This window comes from Rossellomorea sp. QJM3NY_18, assembly GCF_056173145.1.
Genome location: NZ_CM149659.1, coordinates 3,945,198 through 3,962,841, shown reverse-complemented (window position 1 = coordinate 3,962,841; position 17,644 = coordinate 3,945,198). Strand labels below are relative to the sequence as shown.

Genomic DNA, 17,644 nt, shown 5'->3' with positions numbered 1-17,644 from the left:
TATTTTTGAGGGACGGACCTCAACTTTTTAGCTCATCCGCCTCATTTATTTCATATCATCAATGTTCTCATGCTTATTTAGAGGGACGGACCTTCCATTCTTCGTCACAAAGCCTTACCTAATAGGAAAAGACTCTCCAAAACAAGCAGATTTGAAGGTCCGTCCCTCTAATGAAAAAGGGGACAAACATCCCCATCACTATCCCTTTCAGGCAAGTGCTAAGAATTCATTTGTCCCCCTTAGTTTAACTTGTATATACAAGTTGTTGCAACTGTTTTCTCTCTATTGATCAGACTACTTCGTTTTTGCTGAATTTGGACCAGACGATTGTCAGGACGAATGGTACGACGATACAGATGCCCATTCCAATGAAGAACGGCAGCCAGTATTCAGGAATGATCGATAGGAATCCAGGCAATCCACCTACACCGATAGAGAATGCTTTCGTTCCTGTCATCGCTAAGAGTACACCACCGATGGCAGAGCCGATCAAGGCACTGATGAACGGGTAGCGGTAGCGCAGGTTCACCCCGAACATCGCCGGTTCTGTAATTCCAAGATAAGCCGAGATGGCTGACGTACCTGCCAAGCCGCGAAGCTTTTCGTTTTCTTTTTTCGCTACCACCATCATGGCAAGCGCTGCTGAACCTTGTGCAATATTTGATAGTGCAAGGATCGGCCATAGGAATGTTCCACCTTCACTACCGACCAGCTGTAAGTCTACTGCAAGGAACGTATGGTGCATACCCGTGATAACCATGACGGCGTATAAACCACCATACAGGAGACCACCTAACCATGATACGTGATCGAACACCCATACGACGCTATCCGTCAGCATGTTACCAATAAAGAAGGTCACAGGTCCGATCAGGACGAAGGCGGCAAATCCGGTAATCAGAAGGCCCACCGGTGCCACGACTAAGAGCTTGATGGAATCATGAACTCTCTTGTCCAGGAACATTTCAATCTTCGCTAATAGATAGGAAGCGAATAGGATCGGTAGAACTTGTCCCTGATACCCGATCTTGTCGACTTCAAATCCGAATAAGTTCCATGTAGGAATCTTTTCTGCACTTGCATATGACCAAGCGTTCAGTAAGTCCGGATGAACAAGCATAAGACCTAATACGATACCGAGTAATGGACTTCCGCCGAAACGCTTGACTGCTGACCAACCGATCAACCCTGGCAGGAACACAAAGGCCGTGTTGGCAATCAAGTTAATGATCGAGGCAAAATCAGCCCACTGCTTATGAACATCGATGACCGACTTCTCATCATAGAAAATCCCCGGACCGGTTAAAATATTATTCAGACCCATCAACAAACCGGCCGTTACGATCGCAGGCAGAATCGGGATGAAGATATCCGCCAGTACCTTGATCGCACGTTGCAGGGGATTCAGGTTCTGAGTCGCCGCATCCTTTACATCCTGTTTCGATGCATGCTCGATTCCCGTTTCCTCAGCCAGAATTTGATACGCTTTATTCACAAGACCTTGTCCAATGACAACCTGGAACTGACCGTTGGAGGAGAAAGAACCCTTCACCAGATCAATTGCCTCTAATCTTTCTTTATCAACCTTTTTCTCATCATTCAGCACCAGCCGTAGACGAGTCACACAGTGCGTGGCCGTGCGGATATTATCCTTTCCGCCAATCGCTTCAATGATTTCGAGAACGTCTTCACGTTTCACGCTCATGAATTTCCCTCCCTTGGAATGGTGAAAGGTGACAGGCACCCTTCATAAAAGCGTTGTACCCGCTTTCATTTCTATTAATGGAATTCCCCTAAATAGTATGTGAAAAACGCTTTATATCATGCTTTTGTCAAAACGCTTTCATTTTTTTGGGGAGTGTTGTATATACAAGATATACTCTTATTGTATTCATGTATATACAAGTTGTCAATGAAAAAGTGTAGCCGTTTTCATTTTGGACAAAAAAGCTTACAGCAACTCTGTCGCTTCAAGCAAATGATGCAAGGTCATTGATGATTTCTCTCATATTTATCCCACATATGATAGTTATACGCAATTTGAAGGATGTGACTTACCAGGCCAACCCCAACGAAAATGAGGGTATTTACCTGCTAGAGTTAAACCTCTGTTGTAAAAATAGCAATAAAAAAAACCAGCTGAATATCAGCTGGCACAGTAGAGTATTGTTTATAATCAACCAGCCATTTTCACTTTTCCGGCCGGCTTCTTCCTTTTAATAAACGTTTTATAATTAATGACGGAATACACAACATAAGAGAGTCCCAGGCAAACTCCAAATATGACCACAGCATACACGAGATATTGCAGGATCAGGAGAGACTCGCTCCTGATATTCATCCATTCCATGACATTGCCCCATAATCGCTGTCTGATTAGGGGATGCTCATGTATCAGGTAGACGCCAAGTACATACCCTGATATGGCGTTGATGGGTCTCGATACAAAGCTGAGCTTCGAGAAAAATAGGAACAGTGCCAGCGACATGATCACGGTGATGGGAGAATTATAGGTCAGCAATTTGAAAGGCAGCTCCCATGCCTGCTGTATCATCAGGGCAGTGCCTGCTCCGATAAGGATGTAAACGCTTAAATAATATCCCGTACTTAGGGAAGAAATAAACGTTCCGTGATGTCTGAGGTACCCGGCGACAAAATAGAGAAAGATGAAATGTACGATGCTGTATCCACCATTGACCCCGAAGCTTGCCAGGGGATGAAAGAACTGCCAGACACAGTTGACCAGGAATAATAGGAAAAGCAGTTTCTCATATTCCTTCTTTGATAACTGATTGATGACGATATTGAGATACGGCGAAATCAGAAATAACAGGATATAAACCGTGATGAACCAATAGGTGGACAAATAAACAGGGAAGACCAATGGGAGCATTCCGGCAAGAGAACCGTCTGTCCTCTGCAAGACTGCCATCCCGGCAAAAATCAGAACGGAGAAAATAAAGGTTTCCCGAACTACCCTTATCGCCTTGCTCATCTTGAAAGTTGACGTACACAAGAAGTATCCACTGATTAATACATATACGTTAACCCCCACCAAACACAGTACCTTGATGAAATTGAAGAGGAATTGATTGATATTACTTAACTCAGATATGTTCATATACTTCGAAATACCATAGGTCCCAAAATGCAACAGTACAATCATGATCATGGATAGGACCCTGAGAGATTCAAAGTTTGACAGCCTTATTTTTCCTGCCAATTTAACCTGCCCCCTTGCTTTTACGAAAGATAAATTCTACTTATTTTAATCGATAAAAATCATCTTGTCATTCAGAATTTTCTTGAAGTAAGTGGAGGGGTGGGTAATAGGGGTGGGGAGTCGACTGGTCCATATGTAAGGTCAGCGGTCGTAAACCACCATGAGAAAAAGAGAGTAAAGACCCACAAAAGCATCGCGTCAATGTTGTAAGCGTAACCATAAATTTCTAAACGGTATGACACCGGGGCTGATAAGGTTTTTTTGCAAATAAGGACATTCACCCAGGTGAATCCTTCAAACTATGTAAGGAACTATTTGTAAATGGAAATAAGACCATAAAGTACCAATTACTATTATACTGGGGTTTCTTCCTGTTTTTTCTTCATATAAGAATATTAGCCTATTAAAATATCAGTCTATTTCATAGATAATGGACAAGCACTAAAATTCGACACTATCTATGAAGAGGAGACATTTTTTTGAAAAAAACAATCATTGCCTTTACTACTGCTGCTCTATTCTCGACAATCGCTGCCAATTCAGCGGAAGCGGCTTCTTACCGTGTACAATCAGGTGATTCCCTTTCCGTGATTGCATATAAATATGATACATCCGTTTCAAACCTGAAAAACTGGAATAATTTGAACTCCGACTTGATCTATGTGAATCAAGTACTGGAAGTATCAGCTCCAAGCAGTTCATCTGCCAAAACATATACCGTCCAATCAGGTGACTATCTATCAAAAATCGGTGCCAAATACGATGTGTATGTAGCCGAACTAAAATCATGGAACAACCTGAGTAGTGATGTGATCTATCCTGGTCAAACGTTGATCGTTTCTTCCGGCGGAACAACACCACCACCGTCAACGGGATCAAGTACCTATACAGTACAATCAGGAGACACCCTTTCACATATCGCCATCCGTTATGACGTGAGCGTGTCGTCCATCAAGTCTTGGAACGGGTTAAGCTCTGATACAATATATGTAGGTCAAAAGCTTTCCATTAATGGTACATCAGGCGGAGGAACAGAAACTCCATCATCAAACGTCGTCGACATCGCCAAGAAATATGTAGGAACTCCGTACGCATGGGGAGGCACATCACCATCTGGCTTTGACTGCAGCGGATTCATCTACTACGTCTTCAACCAGGCGGGACAATCGATTGCACGTACGAACACAGAAGGCTACTACAGCAAATCATCCTTTGTATCCAGCCCGAAAGCAGGCGACCTCGTATTCTTCGAAAATACGTATAAAGCCGGCATCAGCCACATGGGAATCTACATAGGAAACGGGGAATTCATCCACGCATCCGACAGCGGAGTTGTGGTATCGAAGTTAAGCAATACGTACTGGAATCCTAAGTTTGTTGGGTATAAGAGATTTTAAGTTTGATCAGAGCGTCCTGCCTGTTGAAGGTGGGGCGTTTTTTATATCTCCACAACATAAAAAAACCGCCCGGAATCACACATCCCGAACGGCCAATTATTATTTATAACTAAACACACCTTCAACCCCACGATCATACTTCCAATACATCCATCCACCAAGCACCACGCAAGGAGCCACAACCACGGCCATCCCCATAAATGCCGTGCCAGGTGAAATGTCATACAAGAAGCCGCCGATGAACGTCAGCACAGCCGTACTCAATCCCATTCCAAGGGAAGTATACACTCCCTGGGCTGCAGGAATATCCTTGCTTTCCAATTCTTCATAAATCAACCGCATAAATGCATAATGGGTCAATCCGAAGGTTAGTGAGTGGAAAAGTTGGGTAAAGATAAAGACAGGGGTGCTGGGGAAGAGGAACAACAAAGTCCAACGCGTCACAGCAGCCCCTGCTGCTATCATAAACATGAGGGAAATGCTCTTTCCCTTAAGCAGCCGGTCTGAAAATGCAAAGAACAGGATTTCCGACAACACGGCAACATTTAAGATCACGCCGATATACACGGCGCTCACATCTAATTCCTTCAAATAAAGAACGCCATAATTATAGTAAGAAGCATGTGCTCCCTGAATCAAGACGACGATCACCATCGCCCAGACAAACTTACTGGATTTCAGAAGTCCCCTGTAAGAAAGCTTCTCCTGACCACGTGTCCCGCTCATAGATTGTGGTAGTTTCGCAAGGGAAGAAAGCAAGATCACGACAATCCCGCCAAACAGAAGATAAATCACGGCCCCCTCTGTAAAAATCGACGTCAAAAATCCAACTGCAAGCAGTGCGGTCGTATACCCGATCGATCCCCAGGAACGACTCCGGCCATAATCTATCCCATCTTCCTTCATCATCACAGCCGCCATGCTCTCCACCATCGGAAGCAGCATCGGATAGACAAGGCTGAATAACACCATACATCCTAAAACCATCCCAAATGAGTTCACTGGCAGGAACAGCAACAAAGCAGCCCCCGATATCAACACCAACCACCGGGAAAGACGTCCCAATGAAACCGTCTGGCTCAACTTCGGAAATACGAAGAAGCTTGAAAACGAACGGGCGATCATTCCGACGGCAATCACGGTACTTGCAGCCGAAATGGAGAAATCCTTACTCTCCACTAACCACGCTGTCCAATAAGGAATGAAAATTCCCCATGTAAAAAATATCGCAAAGAACTGAAGTGACAACCACGACTGATTCTTCAAATGTATCAGATCTCCCTTTATGTATAGTTGGAAATTTTTTAACAAACAACGAAACATTATACGGAATTCAGTTCCCATTGACAACCAACTTAGCGACCATCTCTTTTGGCTCAAAGAAAAATATGGTAATATAACGATAATTGGCAGGACTATCAGCCTGGCATCTAGAAGAAGGTAGGACAGAAATCATACAGGGGGAAAACCATGCTACGCAAAAAAACGTTGAGTGTTATAGTAGGAAGTGTTGTGCTCCTGACGGGACTGGGTGTTTATATTGCAATTGGCAGCCTGGGGAATTCAGAAACTGGTAATCAATCAAATCAGTCAGATGCTGTGTCCACAGCAGGAGTGGAAATGAATCCAAATGGCGAAGAGAATCCATTCGGTGAAAAGGTGAAGACGCCGCTGAGTGAAAATCTGATGCGCCAATACATACATGCCATGAGCCACCAAAAGGTGAGGGCGAAAGAGAAGTGGTCCTTCTTTAAGATTACAGATGAACGAATCAATTATCTGTTGGATCAATTAAAAATCAACAAGTATGAGGATGAATACGTGTATGAGGACATCCTTACAGCCTGGAAAGAAGGCGATTATTCCGGAGTGGTGGGGGATCATAACACGATTTGGCGATTGCAAGAAGGGAATATCGGGAAAGCGACGTCTCCGTTGAATGCCGAGCAGGAAAAGAAGTATATCGAGAGTCAGAAGAGGGAAAAAAGATAGAGGGTTTACACCATGAAACTAACGATGATAGATGACAGATGACAAATGGAAAGTGGAAATCGAGGTTATATGAGTGCCCCGTATCGGGAAACCGTAAATAAGAAGCTTGAGGGCGGGTGCCTCAAGCTTCTTATTTATTCTTGCACAATAAAATCATGAACCCATACAACACATACAATCCATGCGCTTCTAGGGATCTCCGGACCTTTTTTATCATCGAACTACCTCCCAAGTCAACCCCCATCAATAGCTACCAAGTGCCCATGCACATAATTCGAAGCTCTCGAATTTCTTCCACCCTTGGATGCACTTAAGATCTAAATACGTGGAATGGTAAGCAGATGGGTAATCGTTCGGATAGGAAATTTTGTTTCTCTCAGTGAAGCGAGGGGACGGTTCTCATACTTCCTTTTCCTGTATTTCAAAGAGGTGAAGCAGAAGATCCCCCTGCTTCACCCCTGCTTCACTCTAAATCGACATTCACTTCATCTAATTCAACAGGGATATTCGCACTCAACTGACCTAGTCCCACCCTCATGACATAAGTGTTTAGGTCAAAATCATCAAGTTGACTGATGTAAAATGTACTTCTGAATCGTAATTCATCCTTTTTGATGGTCTTGACGGAGTGTTTGATAGGCTCTTCATAGATTTCCTTTTTTGATCCCTTCACTAAAATGACATTGTGTTGGGCGAAATCCTTAAAGAAACTAAAGTCTTTGTTCATTGCATACCCGTCATTCACTTGGAAGTCAACGGCAAGGGTAGTGTCATCAACCGTTATATCTTCAATCGTAACAGCGAGATTCTGTCTAGCTGCCTTCACTTCCGCAGGAGTTGAGGCATTCAGTGGCACAAATTGATCTTTTTCATTAAGGGCTACACTCGGATTTATTTCTAGATACTTTGTTTTTCCTTTTACTGACTGTGGAATGATGCTTCTTCCTTTAACAATGTATTTGTCCCCATTTTTCGTCGTTTCCAGGTCAATGCCATCCATGGAGATATTCATTTCTTCCCCTTTGTCATCATAGACTTCCAGGCGCACCTGATCATGCTTTCCTAGAACAGGGAATGTTGCCGTGTAGTTAATGGCGGTCGAGGCCTTCCCCAGGATGATCGAGTCAAAATGAACGTTCACACCTGACAGGTCTTCACTGCTATTTTTATCAAGAGTGACGGTTTCATAAGGCAGCTGCTTAATTGGGACATCAAACCTCCAGTTTCCTTCTTTCCCGCCAATCGTTTTAAATTCAAGTGGGAAGGTGGTGTCTGAGGGCAATTCCGATTTTGGATAACTTAATTGGATGTGGCCGATATAGCCATCCTCTGTCTTTTCCATATGAACGAGTTCTTTGCTATCTGAAATTCCTTCATCTCCATCAAAAATCTCATAAAACCCAGCGACCTGACCACTTTTTTCCTCTGTGTTCATCTTCCCATTTGCTTTAAACGTTACTCCGACAATCGCTCCGTCATAATATGCGTTGGTAATCGAGACATCAATCCCTTTACTGCTGGCGGTTTGATTGAGTGCCGTTATTAGTTCTTGTGATTGCAAGCTCCTTCCAACGGAGTCGTTGAAGGTTTCATAGACCTTCCCGAGTAAAGGGACATCCGCCATGACATGAGACAGGGAAGGCGAAAGGAAGCTGGAAGAAACGAAAAGGGTGGCAGCTGCAACGGACGACCATAAAGCGGTTTTCTTTTTCGTTTTGTATGCATCAGAATTAGCCCGGTTCATTCCTTTCCGGATGGATTTTAAAACATCCTCCTGTGGCACTTCAATCTTTTCATATGCTTCTTGAAATGAGTTTTTCTCCATTGTGGTTCATTCCTCCTAACGATTTTTTCAATCTTTCTTTCCCTCTACTCAAGTAGGTTTTTACTGTGTTTTCAGGTATGTTCATGACCTTGGCCACTTCGCTTATCGGGAGATCCTGAAAGTAGAAAAGAATGATCGCAGCTTTATGTTTTTCATTTAGCTGGTTGATGGCATCTATTAGGTCCAGACTCTCGACTCCTTGTTCTGTTCGATCAACGTTTCGTTCGTTCATCCTGTCTATGGGAATCTCTTTCTTCTTTCTATTTAATACCTCATAAGAACAATGGATCAGGATCCTTGTGAGCCAGGTTAAGAAGTATTTCTCATTTTTTAATTTGCTGATTGACTTAAACGCTTTGTAAGATGCCTCCTGAACCACATCAAGGGCATCTTCACGATTTCCAACATATAAGAACGCCGTGCGGTACAACTGATCACTATGCAGAACAAGAAGCTCCTGAAGACACTTCTTATTTCCTTTTATGGCCTTCCTGATAAGACTAAGTTCATTCACTATTTGCCCTCCTTTTTGATTATTAGAGCGGGAATGGTATGAATAAGTTTCAAGTTTTTTTGTTTGTGAGCAGGGGTGAGCAGGGGGACGGTTCTGTTGCTTCCTTTTGGGGCATTTAAATTTGTTTTTTGGGGGAAGCAGACTCTTCTTCTTTTAATAATAGATAACTTAACTTATTTTGTCCTCACCAAAAAAAAGAATATAAGGAAGACCTTGAAGGAAAGGGTGTAGATTTCATAACAATAAACATGTAGAAGTGTTCCATTTACGGTAGCAAGAATACGAAGGGGATTCTATGTGGGGAACTAGCCCAGGCTATTCCACATGAGGGGGGTGATAGGTGGTAGCTAGGGGAATGCTTTTCATGAATGAGCTTAAGGCTTAGGAAAGCATAGGGACGGTTCTCATGCTTCCTTTTCCCGTATTTCAAAGGGGGAAGCAGAAGAACCGTCCCCCTGCTTCACTGAATGCGACGGCTGCAATTACAGCACTCCTTTCGTATACTAAATCTATGGGGGAGTCGGGACGGTTATTCCTTTGGGGACCAGTTTACACCTTCTCTGAAATGAAACTCTTAAATAGGAGGGAATCCAAATTGAAATCTTACATTTTAAAAATTGAATTAGAAGAGTCCGATCCGTTGATATGGAGAAGAGTCATCATGCCAGCGGGAGCGACGTATAGAAGGCTTCACGACGTCATTCAGAACGTGACGAATTTCCAAAGCGGTTATCCCAGTGAAGGTTATCACCTCTATGAATTCGACCTCACGGAAGATCATAGGATTGTCACTGACCATGAAGAAGCTTATCTTGAGCATCAGCACTATAAGAAAAACAAGGCCGCTTATGAAGAAAGGTTAAAATCGATGCCACCAGAAATGCTGAAATTTGAAAAGAATGCCCTGGAAAGACTGAAGATCGAAGTGCGGAAACCCACCGGATTAAAGATCGATGAGTATCTGGAGAAGTATGGGGAGATCCGGTATGCCTATGATTTTGGTGATGGTTGGCAGTTCACCATTAAGCTTGAGGAGATTGTCAACGATTACTACTTTGGCTACCCAACCCTCCTTGACGGGGCAGAAACCTCTCCTCCTGAAGATGTAGGTGGGATCCCTGGTTTCTATGAATTTCTTAAAGCCTACCGTGATGAGAAACATCCAGAACATAAGGAAATGAAGGCGTGGGCCAAATCAGTATACTACAGAGAATATAATCCTGATTGGATCAATAACATACTCAAAGGACTTAATTATAAGAAGACGGAGTGGGATAAGATCAATCATGAAAATTATATGATTATTGAGGATAAGTATCGGAAGAGTTAGGGGGAAGCGAGGGGACGGTTCTCTTGCTTCCGAAAACGTCTTTTTTATATTAAACAGCGTATCTTTCTTCGAGAAACGGAAGAAAGATACGCTGTTTTTTTGTAGGAGCACAGGGCCGTGTTGACACTTGCAAATCATTGGACCTGTATTATTTAAATCGGTGTAAACGTCCACTCCTCGCCTTTCTGTTGGACCTTATAGACTCCTTCTGGTTTTTCGACGGTAATAAAACGTGAGAACCAATCCTTAAATTCTTGATCAGCGTCCAATACCACCAGATACTCTGTATGTTTCAGATTTTCAAGAAACTTTTCTCTTTGCTCACTTGTGTTTATACCATTAATAATAACGTAATTGGTTGATAGCTGTTCATACGATACAATATACTTCAAGTAGCCTCTATCATCTATGCTCTTCGGACTATAATACATCACTTTGGGATCAACGGTACCGGTGGAAGCGATTTTTTCAAATTTGGATTTGACCTCCCATCGTATAGTCGACCTGGTTTCAGGTTTATCATCAAGCTGTTTGAGATTATCACTGAATGGATAAATGAAAAGACTTCCTAATGTGATCACAGTCATTATTTTGGTCACAGACTTAGGTTTAAAGTGATCATTCCATTCATGTATTATGGCAGTCATTAGAATACCTGTTAGATAGACAATGACCGTCGATTGATACCTCCCGAACCCCGCTAATCTCGAGGCCTCAAATTCCGGCATTAAATACACATACATGAAATAGAGAGACACCATATATAAAGCATAATAAGTATTTGTAACCAGGATTGTCCATATCAATAACTTGGAGAATTTCCGTTGGTACACATACAGTAACAGTATTATAACAACAGCGATAAGATTTAATAGTAAGAGGGCACCAACATGATTCGATTCTAGATTGGTAGAAGCCTGCCACAGCTTTGGACCTATGTTCTCCATGAATTCTGAGGACTTGTCATTGTTGGTTACCTTACTGGGTGTGACGGCAAATTTATTTGTACCATAATTCATATGGTATGCCTTGATCGTATATTTTAACCATAAGTAATTTAGGAATATTGGTAATCCGATCAGCCAAAGAAGAGTGTTATAAATCATCTTGCACGTTTTTTTTGAAACGCTTTTTTTATGTATATAATGGTAATATAGAAAAATCAAGATAAGTAATATATTGAAAGCCATAAAGATTTTCCCACTGTCTTTCACCAACATCAATAGAATCAATATCGGTGTATTAACGATCAGCTGCTTCTTCCAGTCATCTCTATAATAATAAGCTGCAATGACTGAAGCGAATGCGACCAATCCTAATACAATATCCACTAATAGGTTATATAAGCTACTCCAATGCATCAAAAAAAGAGAAAAACCTGCAGCTATGGTTAAAACAATCACTTCAGGCTTCTTCCATTTACTTAAGAAGAACATCGGCACGACACACGAAAGGGCCAGAAGTGCCTGGGCCATTAAAGCATAACTTTCATGTGCGCCTAATACTTTCATTACATAATAAATGAAGACTGCACTTCCTGGGGGATAATTTTGGAATGTGATGATGGTAGAGCTATCCGGAAGCCCATCCATCAACGTCATTTCTCTTACGATCAACCCCCAATGGCTGAAATTGTCATAATGAGTCAGGATTAGACCTTTTAAATAAATGATTATTCCAATGGTAGACAGTACAAGTAGGATCATTCCAGGGTGGAATAACGGCTTTAGAGAATACTTTCCCTGAAAATAGTGATAGGTATACCATGCGAATAGGACCAGTCCTGAGTAATATATGAGATGCACTGCCAATGGCATGATATTTATTAATCCTGCACAGAACACAACGGTTGTAATGGACGAAAAGACAAAGATGGGAATAAAAGAGATATGAACTTTTATTTTATTTAAAGAAACTAGTCCCCATCCACTGAAAGAAGTGAATAATAGTAAAAACGAAACGATGCTACTCATTATTCAACAACTCACTCCGGCCAACCTCATTTTTGAATACCCATTCTCGTTGAATGACAAAACTAACAAGGAATAAAAGAGAATCCACTATAACCTTGATGACTACCTCTCCTGAACTGACCGCTGAATAGATATAGTGTACAGCCAGCGCTGAGATCCCCATCTGAACAATACTGAGTGCATAGTATTTTATCATTGTATGGGATGAGCTTGATTGAAATACTACATTTCTATTAATCATAAAATTGATAAATGATGATAGAACCCTTGCAAGAACCGTTGAAACAATGATGAAAGAATCTGGTAATGTATCCTTTAGCATCAATGCGAAAATCGTAAATAATGCGATATCCACCCCAAATGATGCAAAGGAAGACACGATGAACTTTAAAAAAACGGAATAGATTTTGATAGAATCCTTGATTGGATTAAAATGAGACGATTTATTCTCTTCTATATAGATCGTTTTAATGTTCACTTCTTCAATCTTAATATTCTTCTTCTTACATTCTAATAACATGTTCATCTCGTACTCGTAGCGGTCACCTTTTACCTCTAGAAGATCATCCACATACACTGCTGGTATTCCTCTCAAACCCGTTTGTGTATCGGAAACTTTAATTCCACTGGCGAACTTGACCACGACTTTAGTAAGGTTATTTCCAAAACGGCTCCTCAAAGGAATATTTTCTTCTGAGAAATTTCTGGACCCTAATACTAAGCTATTAGGATGGTCATCTAATTTAGCAGCGACCTTCTTCATATCTTCTACTGTATGCTGACCATCAGAGTCAATTGTAATAAGCCCAAGTGAATCATGATAATGTTCTTTAAAATATGCAAAGGCCGTTTTTAAAGCCTGACCTTTCCCTTGATTGACACTATGATGTAAGACCACACACTCGTCAATGTCCTCTAACTCTCTAAAAATGCCGGCGCATTCTTCTTTACTACCATCATTTACAATAATAACTCGTGAAAAATGTGCTGACATAATGTCATCAACTAACATTTTTAATTTCTCATCAGGGTTATAAGCGGGAATGACGATGGCAATATCATCAATGGATTTCATTGTATCTCCTCCCAGAAAATTCAATCTACCCCACTATATCTAAACCTGTAAAAAAATACAATAAGATCCTATATTTTTTACAAAAAATATAAGAAAGCAGGGGGACGGTTCTCTTGCTTCCATTTTTCCCATTGAAAGTATTTAGTGTATTATGGTAAATTAAATTTAACCCCAGATTTATTCTTCGCAGTGCACTCTATGTAATGCTACAGACGTAATCTACTTATCTTTAAACTCTCTTTATTTGATTTCGGATTCAACTATTGATTAGAAGCTCACTCGTGAGACAGAAGGAGGTAAATGAATGCCCCGGCATGCTAGAAGGAAAAGCAAAACGGGAATTTATCATGTCATTGTGAGGGGAGCCAATAAACAGGAAATTTTTCACGATGATCACGATCGCATAAAATACCTGGATCTCCTGAGGAAATATAAAAGCGAATCAGGCTTTAAGATGTACGCATGGTGCCTGATGGGAAATCACGTTCACTTGTTGATGAAAGAGGGAAGTGAAGACATTTCACTGGTGATGAAACGGGTGGGTGTGAGTTACGCCTTTTATTACAATTCCAAGTACAATACGGCCGGGCACCTTTTCCAGGACCGGTTTAAAAGTGAAAATGTAGAAAGCCGCATGTATTTTTTGACTGTCGCACGATACATCCACCAGAATCCAATCAAGGCAGGAATCGCTACTCGACCCCATGAATGGAAGTGGAGCAGCTGCCCGGGATACTACGGGAAGACGGTCTATCCACCGAACCTGCTTGATCCGCACTATTTATTCAGCATGTTTTCTCCCCATCTATCCATTGCACAAACTGAATTTAAAGAATTTAACGAGAGAAACAACGATGATCAATGCCTGGACGCGAGCTCAGTCAGAAGATTAACCGACGATGAAGCAAGAGTGGAAATCATGAAGTGTCTCGGATCCTATGAAATTCCACAGGTGAAAAGCTTGTCCAGAGAAGAGAGAAATATCATATTGCGAAACGTAAAAGAAATAGAGGGGCTGTCACAAAGGCAGGCAGCGAGAATTCTGGGGGTTTCTCCTAGTTTGGTGTTTAAGGTTTAGAGGGAGCGTGGGGACGGTTCTCTTGCTTCTTTTTGAAGATGTTGGGAAGCAGAGGAACCGTCCCTATGCTCCTACATCGCTTCCTTCAACCCTTTCTTAATCAACCACTGGTTCGCCGGATAACTCGTCAGAAACCCTAATATCATTGCGATCTGCATCATGAACCAATACGTGGGTTCTGTCGGCTTCGGCGGCTCATTGAATAGCAGATAATGGACGATAGCCATCCACCCGAACATCCCTACTTCAAAGGCGATCAGGGAAAGGGAGTCGGCTTTGATTGCCTGTTTGAAGGCGTTGAGTTTCCCATTTTCCTTATTCATGGGATAAATGGAGTAGAATTGAAAGATGACTCCGAATAAATAAGCGAGTATAAATTCAACTGTATAATGAGCAAATAAAGTAGAACCGGCAATCGTGAGACCGGTCATCGCGACGATCGGAACACCGACCGCGTCACCGAAAGAGCAGCCTGCCGAGCAGTGGCTGGTGGAGACGAACACTTTGGCCCCATGGCCGCGGTTGTCTTCCTTATCTATGTTCTTCGCCTTTACCCTGCCCCACTTAAAGTATGTCCAGAGAGCAATCGGACCGAAGAACCATCCGTTGATCGGCCACACCACATTCATGATCTTCATCTTCTGCGGATGCTTGACCACATCCATTAATATAATGAGGGAAGACAACAGTCCTATCCCTAGAAAAATCCACGAAATCGTTGTTAGCACAGAATCATCCTTTCTTAGTTATATGGTCTACAAGACAATATACCCGTTGGAGGACTTGTATAATCTTTTTGGGGAAGGGGGAAGCAAGGGGACGGTTCTCGTGCTTCTTTTAGATTGAGAAAACAAGCAGAACGAAATAGTTTTTCTTCTGGGTTCATATGGTAGCCCCATTATAGAGAAGTTCTTATTTTTGTCCTTTAAAGTCGGTCTCGGCCATAGTTACGAACCACGAAAGATTATTATCAGTACATGGGAACGAAGACCGGCTATCCAGTAAGGTAAGGATGGAAGCAGGAACCGTCCCTATGTTTCCTTCCTCATCTCATTCAACTTCTTTTTTAGAAAGTCTATATGCATTGTTTCTTCCCGCAGTTCAAACATATGAAAAGCCCGCTGCATAAAAAATAGTGCTTTATCGATGTCATCCATTAGTTCATAGTTATAGCCGATTTGGTAGTGGAGTTCACCTAGTCCCCATAGCAATTCTTCTTCAAAACACCATTTAATTGCTTTAAAACAATAATCTGTAGATTCGTCCAATCTTCCGCAACGGGTCAGAACCCTCGCCATATTGCAAAATAACTTCGTTTTGATGACCTTTTCTTGCAAATGTTCCGTCGTTTTCATAGCCGTTTCCACTTGATGATAATAATCGAGTGCTTCATCATGGTGATATAGGGAAGCGTGAAACGTGCCAATCGTTGAAAGTATTTGCATTTCTCTCTCGGACATAGCCTTCTTAGGGTGGGCGGTCAGGTGATACGCTTTATGTAAAAGGGTAAAAGCTGATTCGATTTCCTTCTTCTCTTCATACAGGTAAATAGCTTTATGCCAGTAAAGTAACTGAAGCTTATCGTTATCTTTATAAAACAGAGGATTTTTTTCCTCGGTTTTCACCACCTCAATCACCCCTTTATAATTCCATGTGTCTCTTAGGTATTTCAATTGCCTCTCGACCTCCCGTATGTAATCCAGCCTGGGGGTGGTCCCGATCTCAAAGAAATAATTGATGTCGACTCCAAGTTTAACCGCAATTTGATAAAGAGCCGTGGCACTTGGGTAAATGTCTCCCTTTTCAATCCGGCTGATAAGCGCCTGGGTACAGATCCCCTCAGCCAAATCTCCTTGTGTGAGCCCGACCACCTTTCTCATTTCTCTAATTTTGGTTCCGATTACTGAGTAGTCCATGTTAGCACCTTCTTGAATCTTTTTTCCTTAGTGTAACAGATTGCGGGGGGAGCACGGGGGACGGTTCTCGTGCTTCTATTTAGATCTTTAAAATAGTTAATGATTACAATCAATACGATTTTTATACTGAAATAAGTTTGATTGGTCTTTGTGAAAAATGAAACTCGCTAAGGAGAAAAAACTTATGAGTATCCTGCTCATTTATACCGCTTCTTTTTTTGCCTATATTTCTAAAGGGAGTGGGATTTTAGGAAGCATAAGAACCGTCCCCCTGCTCTCCCTACACTCCCAGCTTAGCCAATTTCTCTTCAAGGAATGTGGAGTATAGGTTGTTGTTCCGCAGTTCGAACATGAGGAGGGCTTTTTGGAAGTAGGGGATGGCTTGTTGGAAATCTTCCATGAGTTCGTAGTTGAATCCGATTTGGTAATAGGATTCTCCCAGTCCCCACAGCAGTTCTTCATCGATGCACCAGTGAATGGCTTTCAGGCAGTAGTCTGTGGAGGATTCATAGTGTTCTGTGCGGGTCAGGACCCTCGCGATGTTATAGAGCAATCGGGTTTTGATCGATTTATCGTGCAGCTGCTCGGCGGGATTGATGGCGACCTCGACCTGTTGATAATAGTCCAGTGCCTTCTGATGGTCACCAAGCTGAGTTTCCCATATCCCGAACGTAATCAGGATTTCCATTTCTCTTTCGGTCATGGCCTTTTTTTGTTTGGCTGTCAGGTTATAGGCTTCATTCAAGATGGTCAAGGCCGTTTCGCTTTCCTTTTCCACCTCGAAAAAATAGATGCTTTTGTGCCAGAGTAGAAGCTGCAATTTTTCATTATCTTTATAGAATAAAGGGTTTTTTTCTTCTGTTTTGACGATTTCCATCATTTCCTCGAATCGCTGATCCACCCGGAGCTTGGTTAGCTGCCTTTCCACCTCGTTAATATAGTCGAGCCTTGGGGTTGTGCCAATTTCAAAGAAATAGTTCACATCCACTCCCAGTCGATTCGAGATTTGGTAAAGAGCAGTGGCGCTTGGGTAGATATCACCTTTTTCAATGCGGCTGATCAAGGCTTGTGTACAAATGTTTTCTGCCAGATCACCCTGGGTCAACCCGACGGCCTTTCGAAGTTCCCTAATCTTCTTCCCGATTACCGAATAATCCATGACTAATACCTCCTCATCGGGACAGTTCTCTCGCTTCTTTGTTTGTCCATATTTCTAAAGTGAGTGGGGTTTTTGGGAGCAGAAGAACCGTCCCCCTGCTCCTTCCCCTGCTCTTCAAAATACTGCTACATCTTATCATACCGGCAATGTCTTGGAAATGTT

General features: G+C 42.1%; 14 protein-coding genes. 4 read left to right on the top strand and 10 right to left on the bottom strand.

What is annotated here, in order from left to right; all coding sequences use genetic code 11:
* Positions 1–289 precede the first annotated feature (289 nt).
* Both treP and AC0VXY_RS20425 read right to left on the bottom strand, forming a co-directional pair.
* On the bottom strand, positions 290–1,705 hold the full coding sequence (gene treP, locus AC0VXY_RS20430; RefSeq protein ID WP_475526353.1) for a PTS system trehalose-specific EIIBC component: 1,416 nt from the start codon (positions 1,703–1,705) through the stop codon (positions 290–292).
* A 471-nt stretch (positions 1,706–2,176) separates the two neighbouring features.
* A complete protein-coding gene (locus AC0VXY_RS20425) occupies positions 2,177–3,223 on the bottom strand; it encodes an acyltransferase (protein WP_475526352.1) in 1,047 nt (348 codons plus the stop codon).
* Between the two features lie 479 nt (positions 3,224–3,702).
* Between AC0VXY_RS20425 and AC0VXY_RS20420 the strand changes: the two genes are divergently transcribed.
* On the top strand, positions 3,703–4,620 hold the full coding sequence (locus AC0VXY_RS20420; RefSeq protein WP_475526351.1) for a C40 family peptidase: 918 nt from the start codon (positions 3,703–3,705) through the stop codon (positions 4,618–4,620).
* Positions 4,621–4,719: 99 nt separating this feature from the next.
* On the opposite strand, the gene AC0VXY_RS20415 is transcribed toward AC0VXY_RS20420, so the two are convergent.
* Positions 4,720–5,886: a 3-phenylpropionate MFS transporter gene (locus tag AC0VXY_RS20415; RefSeq protein ID WP_475526350.1), complete on the bottom strand. Its 1,167-nt coding sequence runs from the start codon at positions 5,884–5,886 to the stop codon at positions 4,720–4,722.
* 204 nt (positions 5,887–6,090) lie between these two features.
* Between AC0VXY_RS20415 and AC0VXY_RS20410 the strand changes: the two genes are divergently transcribed.
* Entirely contained in the window at positions 6,091–6,612 is a 522-nt protein-coding gene (locus tag AC0VXY_RS20410; RefSeq protein WP_475526349.1) for a DUF6241 domain-containing protein, read from the top strand.
* Between the two features lie 463 nt (positions 6,613–7,075).
* Here AC0VXY_RS20410 and AC0VXY_RS20405 read toward each other — a convergent pair whose 3' ends face one another.
* Both AC0VXY_RS20405 and AC0VXY_RS20400 read right to left on the bottom strand, forming a co-directional pair.
* Positions 7,076–8,437 (bottom strand): DUF4179 domain-containing protein, encoded by a 1,362-nt coding sequence (locus tag AC0VXY_RS20405; protein WP_475526348.1) that lies wholly within the window; start codon positions 8,435–8,437, stop codon positions 7,076–7,078.
* Positions 8,406–8,951, bottom strand: coding sequence for a sigma-70 family RNA polymerase sigma factor (locus tag AC0VXY_RS20400; protein WP_475526347.1), 546 nt, complete (start codon positions 8,949–8,951; stop codon positions 8,406–8,408). The genes AC0VXY_RS20405 and AC0VXY_RS20400 overlap by 32 nt, the downstream gene beginning before the upstream one ends.
* Before the next feature lie 595 nt (positions 8,952–9,546).
* Between AC0VXY_RS20400 and AC0VXY_RS20395 the strand changes: the two genes are divergently transcribed.
* Complete coding sequence (locus AC0VXY_RS20395) at positions 9,547–10,281, top strand: plasmid pRiA4b ORF-3 family protein (protein WP_475526346.1); 735 nt, start codon at positions 9,547–9,549, stop codon at positions 10,279–10,281.
* A 152-nt stretch (positions 10,282–10,433) separates the two neighbouring features.
* Here AC0VXY_RS20395 and AC0VXY_RS20390 read toward each other — a convergent pair whose 3' ends face one another.
* The gene (locus AC0VXY_RS20390; RefSeq protein ID WP_475526345.1) at positions 10,434–12,254 is read right to left on the bottom strand and encodes a hypothetical protein; all 1,821 of its coding nucleotides are present in this window, start codon (positions 12,252–12,254) and stop codon (positions 10,434–10,436) included.
* Positions 12,247–13,329, bottom strand: a complete 1,083-nt coding sequence (locus tag AC0VXY_RS20385; RefSeq protein WP_475526344.1) for a glycosyltransferase — start codon at positions 13,327–13,329, stop codon at positions 12,247–12,249. The genes AC0VXY_RS20390 and AC0VXY_RS20385 overlap by 8 nt, the downstream gene beginning before the upstream one ends.
* Positions 13,330–13,633: 304 nt before the next feature.
* On the opposite strand from AC0VXY_RS20385, the gene AC0VXY_RS20380 reads away from it, so the two are divergent.
* Positions 13,634–14,407, top strand: a complete 774-nt coding sequence (locus AC0VXY_RS20380; RefSeq protein WP_475526343.1) for a transposase — start codon at positions 13,634–13,636, stop codon at positions 14,405–14,407.
* A 71-nt stretch (positions 14,408–14,478) separates the two neighbouring features.
* On the opposite strand, the gene AC0VXY_RS20375 is transcribed toward AC0VXY_RS20380, so the two are convergent.
* The 3 genes from AC0VXY_RS20375 to AC0VXY_RS20365 form a co-directional block, all read right to left on the bottom strand.
* Positions 14,479–15,135, bottom strand: a complete 657-nt coding sequence (locus AC0VXY_RS20375; protein ID WP_475526342.1) for a DUF4396 domain-containing protein — start codon at positions 15,133–15,135, stop codon at positions 14,479–14,481.
* 303 nt (positions 15,136–15,438) lie between these two features.
* Positions 15,439–16,323 carry a helix-turn-helix domain-containing protein gene (locus AC0VXY_RS20370; RefSeq protein ID WP_475526341.1) on the bottom strand — a complete coding sequence of 295 codons (885 nt, stop codon included), beginning with the start codon at positions 16,321–16,323 and terminating at the stop codon, positions 15,439–15,441.
* 280 nt (positions 16,324–16,603) lie between these two features.
* A complete protein-coding gene (locus tag AC0VXY_RS20365; protein WP_475526340.1) occupies positions 16,604–17,482 on the bottom strand; it encodes a helix-turn-helix domain-containing protein in 879 nt (292 codons plus the stop codon).
* Between the last annotated feature and the right edge of the window lie 162 nt (positions 17,483–17,644).

Bases quoted from the DNA above. Each gene is read 5' to 3' on its own strand.
- AC0VXY_RS20410 (WP_475526349.1), top strand. From the start codon at position 6,091: ATGCTACGCAAAAAAACGTTGAGTGTTATAGTAGGAAGTGTTGTGCTC.
- AC0VXY_RS20380 (WP_475526343.1), top strand. From the start codon at position 13,634: ATGCCCCGGCATGCTAGAAGGAAAAGCAAAACGGGAATTTATCATGTC.
- AC0VXY_RS20365 (WP_475526340.1), bottom strand. From the start codon at position 17,482: ATGGATTATTCGGTAATCGGGAAGAAGATTAGGGAACTTCGAAAGGCC.
- AC0VXY_RS20405 (WP_475526348.1), bottom strand. From the start codon at position 8,437: ATGGAGAAAAACTCATTTCAAGAAGCATATGAAAAGATTGAAGTGCCA.
- AC0VXY_RS20370 (WP_475526341.1), bottom strand. From the start codon at position 16,323: ATGGACTACTCAGTAATCGGAACCAAAATTAGAGAAATGAGAAAGGTG.
- treP (WP_475526353.1), bottom strand. From the start codon at position 1,705: ATGAGCGTGAAACGTGAAGACGTTCTCGAAATCATTGAAGCGATTGGC.
- AC0VXY_RS20390 (WP_475526345.1), bottom strand. From the start codon at position 12,254: ATGAGTAGCATCGTTTCGTTTTTACTATTATTCACTTCTTTCAGTGGA.
- AC0VXY_RS20385 (WP_475526344.1), bottom strand. From the start codon at position 13,329: ATGAAATCCATTGATGATATTGCCATCGTCATTCCCGCTTATAACCCT.